Genomic DNA, 4,933 nt, shown 5'->3' on the forward strand with positions numbered 1-4,933 from the left:
TTGGCCCAGGTATTTATTACTCATAGCAGAACATTCCAGGTGCCAGCCCGGGAAACCCAATCCCCATGGCGATGGCCACTTCATTAAATGCTCGGGCTTGGCTTTTATCCATAAGGCAAAATCAAGCTTGCCATGTTTCTCGTTCTGCCCGCCTAATGCACGGGTATTGTTCAACATATCCTCCAGGTTGCGGCCGTTTAAAATACCGTAATCCTGCGTTTGGTTGTATTTTTCTACATCAAAGTAAACCGAGCCATCAACCTCATAAGCATAGCCTTTGGCCAGTATAGCTTTCACCAGTTCTATCTGCTCAATAATATGGCCGGTAGCGGTGGGCTCAATACTTGGCGGCAACGAATTAAATATCTGCATTACGTTATGGAAATCTACGGTGTACTTCTGTACAATTTCCATAGGCTCCAGCTGGGCTATCTTTGCCTTTTTTGATACTTTGTCTTCGCCCTCATCGGCGTCGCCCTCCAAATGGCCGGCATCGGTTATATTACGCACATAACGCACCTTATAACCCAGGTGTAAAAGATACCTGAAGATAAGATCGAAAGATATAAAAGTACGGCAGTTGCCTAAATGCACATCGCTGTATACTGTAGGGCCGCAAACATACATCCCCACATGCCCGGGGTTTAGCGGCTTAAATTCTTCTTTTTTACGTGTTAAAGTGTTGTAAACAAATAATTTTTGTTCCATGTGCGCAAACTTACAATTTTAGGCGTGGAGTTTAATTTGGATGATGTTATTTTAATACCAAAACCGTACTTAAAGGATAATGATCTGACAATTTTTTTTCGATGATCTTGTACTCCCACACATCAAACTGCGGGCTGGCCATTACATAATCTATCTGGTAATTGGGGAAAGCCCCGTTATAGGTACGCCCCAAACCGGCCCCTTTTTCCCTGAAAGCATTTTTTAATCCCTTTGCCATTTGGTTAACCGCGAAGGAAGATGGGGTATCGTTAAAATCGCCGGATATGATGTACGGGTACGGGCATTTATGGGCATGCTCTTTTATGATAAAAACCTGGTCGCTGCGTTTTTGAAAAGCTGTTTTCAATTTCCAGCCAACACGCTTGGTGCCGCTAATATCTGTTTTACCCTTTGATGAAAGATTGCCCAGGTACTTATAATCCTGCGGATCAAAATTAATGGATTGCAAATGCACGCTATACATCCGTAACACGCCCCCATCTTTTTCTACATCAACATATAAACACTGGTTGCCGCTGCCTTTAGCTGCCAGTTGCACCAGCCCGTACGATTTAATAGGATATTTAGAAAAGATAGCCATCCCGATAGATTCGCTGGAGCTGGTCATGGTAGGCTCAAAATAATAATGTTGGGCGCGCATTACCTTCTTTACAGAATCTATCATATCATACTGGCCCTTTTTGCGGGTAAAAAACTCCTGTATACCTATAATATCCGGCTGCTCCTGCCCTATCAGATCAAGTATCTCGTGCTTGGTAGATACATCGTTTTTGGCGCCGTAACGTTTAAAATTGTGCACATTATAGGTCATCAGCCTTAAAACCTTTAGGCTTGGGGCGCTGCTTGCCGATGATGGCAGGCGGATGCCAATATTATTCATCAATACATTCCAGCCTATTAATATGGTGATTGCCGACAGGCCTACGAACCAGCTTTTACGAATAAGCCAGTAAGCCATGATCAGCAGGTTTACTATAAGTAAAGGGGGGTAAGCCAGGCCAAAAAAAGCGATAGGCCAAAATTTGCGGGGATCAACATACGGGGCTAAATAACAAAGCAGCAAGGCCAGGCATAGCAAATAGTTTGTCCACAAAAATATCTTATCAATAAAGGGTAGACTTCTTTTTTTAGCCCTCATTATTGTTGCTTGCTCTGAATAAGGTTTCTTTTTCCTGCCTGGTGAGGCTGTCATAACCACTGCCCGATATTTTATCGAGGATGCGGTCAACATCCTCCTGCTTTGGCGCACCGGATGTTTTACGCTGACCACCACTGTTAGTAACCACTTTCATTTTGGGTTTGCGTTCAAATATTTTATTGATACCCAGTATCCAATCGTTTCCGCGCTGCATTTGTTTTATATAAATAAAGCCAAACAGTGCGCCGCCCAGGTGGGCTATTTCGCCGCCGGCGTTGGCACCTGCAATGCCTAAAAAGTCTATCACTATATAAAACAGCGCTATCCACTTCAATTTTACCGGGCCTATTAGTATTAACTGTATGGTATAATTTGGCAGCAGCGTAGCTGTAGCTATAATAATAGCCATTACACTGGCCGATGCACCAACTACTACACTTGTAGCTGCCGCGTTTATACTGGTAAATGCAGGGATAAGATTATAACAGGCAATAAATAACAAACCACCTGCAAGGCCGCCGAAAAGATAAAGCCCGATTGTGCGTTTATTACCCAGGTATTCCTCAAAAATCTGCCCCATCCAATAAAGCCAAAGCATGTTAAACAGGATATGGAAAATACCCGCGTGCATAAACATGTAGGTAACAGGTGTCCAGAAACGGTAAAGCAGTTTTGGCAGGGAAGCGGGCAATAACAAATATTCGTTTGTATAGGCTAATACAGCACTGTTACCAAAGCCTGTAAATAGCTGCTCAATTACGGCAACAATATTAATCCCCAGGTAAACAATAACGTTTATACCGATAAGCAGGCTAAGTTTATTGCCCGACTTTAACAGCTTGTATTGAATATCTTTCCAAAGGGTGCTCATTGTGTTTTTATATACTGTTATAAACGGTTTTTAGTAAAAATTGTTGGGTCGTTTTATGCCCCAAAGCTTAATTAATAAGAAGCCAAATAATGCCCCGCCCAGGTGGGCAAAATGCGCTACGTTATCACCCGCAAAACGACCTACCCCGGTAAATAATTCTATAGCTACATATCCTATAACTACATATTTTGCTTTAATAGGCACCGGGATAAACATGATCATCATCTCCAGGTTGGGGAACAGCATGGCAAATCCTACCAAAATACCAAACACAGCCCCTGAAGCTCCCAATAAAGCACCGCTATAAATGCCTTTTAACTCCTCTGCCCGCGCACCATACATATCATAGGCTTGCATATATTGCGGATTAGCAATTGTAAACGCCCCTGTAATAGCATGCACTTCTATTGCTTGTATCAACGTATATAAAACATAGCCCCCAATACCAGTTATAAAATAGTAATTGAAGAATTTTTTTGACCCCAATGTGTATTCAAGCATTGGCCCAAATGATACCAGCGCAAACATATTAAAGAAAATATGACCAAACCCAGCATGCATAAACATGTAGGTAATAATTTGCCACGGTTTAAAAAATGGAGAATTAAAATAATAAGCAGACAATAAGCCCTGCAAATCAATAAACTTTGCTAAGGCATAGGTTGCTATAAAGAATATAATATTGATAATAAGCAGGTTTTTTACAACCGGCGGCATATTGGCAAAAGGTGACTGCATTGTTATATATGTGTATTATGGTTTAAGCTTTATTTACTTTTCAAATCGTTCTGCTAATTCATTCAGCGTAAAGGTACTAATTACAGGCTTGCCATTTAGTGCCAGGTTTGGCATTTGGCAGGCAAAAAGCTGGTCAACCAGTTGGTTCATCTCTTCCATACTTAGCTTTACCCCTGCTTTTAGCGCGGCGTTACGCGCCAGTGAGCGGGCAAGGTTATCGCGCTTATCCAACTTTAAAACAGCAAGATTGTTTTTAAACCCTTCCAGTAACTGCTCCAGCAGTTCGTGCTCATTAGCATTGGTAATATCAGCCGGTATCCCGTCAACAACAACCGTGTTTCGGCCAAACTCGCGTATGTCAAAACCCAACGCTTTTATATCGGGCAGCAACTCTCTCAATAACTCAAAATCGGCGCTGTTTAGTGTAACCGATTGCGGAAATAAACTCTGCTGGCTTACCCCCGAGTGGTTCTCTAACTGGTGCAGGTATCGCTCGTACAAAATACGCTCGTGCGCAGCCTGCTGGTTGATGAGCATAAAGCCCGATTTGATCTGCGAAAGTATATACCGGTTATGCACCTGGAAAAACTGCTTCTCGCTGCTTTTGGTAATATCCTGCTCATTTACCGGGATACTCTGCTCCTCGTGCATCTGGTGCTGCAGGGTTTCTTCCTTCTTGCTTATTTCATACAAGGTATCCCAGTTGCGCGGGATAGCGGTGCGGTGGTCGTTACTGCTATGCGAGAATGACGGTTCCCTGTCGCTTGCTTTTTTCTCGGGCGCAAAGGGGTTAAAATTGGGGTTAAAGGCAATGCTCGGCTGCACAATCTCCTCAAAAGGTTTTGGGGTGATGAGATGGCCGATGCTGTTCTCCTGGTCAAAATCAAGCGTTGGGGTAATATTATACTTACCCAGCGAACGTTTTACCGCCGAGCGGATAATGGCGTAGATAGATTTCTCGTCCTGGTATTTGATCTCGGTTTTTGTAGGGTGTACGTTGATATCGATCTTCGCCGGGTCGATATCAATAAAAAGCACATACAGCGGGAAGGTTTCATCAGGCAATAACTCCTGGAAGGCAGTTAATACCGCATGGTTAAGGTAATTATCCTTTATAAAACGGTTGTTCACAAAAAAGAACTGCTCGCCACGGGTTTTACGGGCAAACTCGGGCTTGCCTACAAAACCACGCAGGTTTATAATGGTGGTTTCTTCCTCTACCGGCACCAGTCGCTGGTTATAATTATTACCAAACAAATGCACAATACGTTGTTTAAGCGCCGCACCCGGTAAATGATAAACCTCCTGCCCATCATGATGCATGGTTAAAAAAACCTGCGGATTGGCCAAAGCCACGCGCTGAAATTCGTCAATAATATGGCGCATCTCCACCGGGTTACTTTTTAAAAAGTTACGGCGAGCAGGTGTGTTATAAAAAGGGTTTTTGATAGAGATGG

General features: G+C 43.1%; 5 protein-coding genes. All 5 read right to left on the reverse strand.

The window, feature by feature from the left end; all coding sequences use genetic code 11:
• The coding region (locus WC615_RS22495; RefSeq protein ID WP_372980277.1) for a class I tRNA ligase family protein at positions 1 to 708 on the reverse strand (708 nt) is incomplete at its 3' end.
• A 46-nt stretch (positions 709 to 754) separates the two neighbouring features.
• Entirely contained in the window at positions 755 to 1,867 is a 1,113-nt protein-coding gene (locus WC615_RS22500) for an endonuclease/exonuclease/phosphatase family protein (RefSeq protein WP_372980278.1), read from the reverse strand.
• Positions 1,857 to 2,738, reverse strand: coding sequence for a rhomboid family intramembrane serine protease (locus tag WC615_RS22505; RefSeq protein WP_372980279.1), 882 nt, complete (start codon positions 2,736 to 2,738; stop codon positions 1,857 to 1,859). Before WC615_RS22505 ends, WC615_RS22500 begins: the two co-directional genes overlap by 11 nt.
• A gap of 30 nt (positions 2,739 to 2,768) precedes the next feature.
• Entirely contained in the window at positions 2,769 to 3,476 is a 708-nt protein-coding gene (locus WC615_RS22510; RefSeq protein WP_372980280.1) for a rhomboid family intramembrane serine protease, read from the reverse strand.
• 33 nt (positions 3,477 to 3,509) lie between these two features.
• Positions 3,510 to 4,933, reverse strand: a 1,424-nt coding sequence (gene mutL, locus WC615_RS22515; protein ID WP_372980281.1) for a DNA mismatch repair endonuclease MutL, incomplete at its 5' end; no start/stop codon positions are given.

The organism is Mucilaginibacter sp., assembly GCF_041663085.1.
Classification (GTDB): Bacteria; Bacteroidota; Bacteroidia; order Sphingobacteriales; family Sphingobacteriaceae; genus Mucilaginibacter.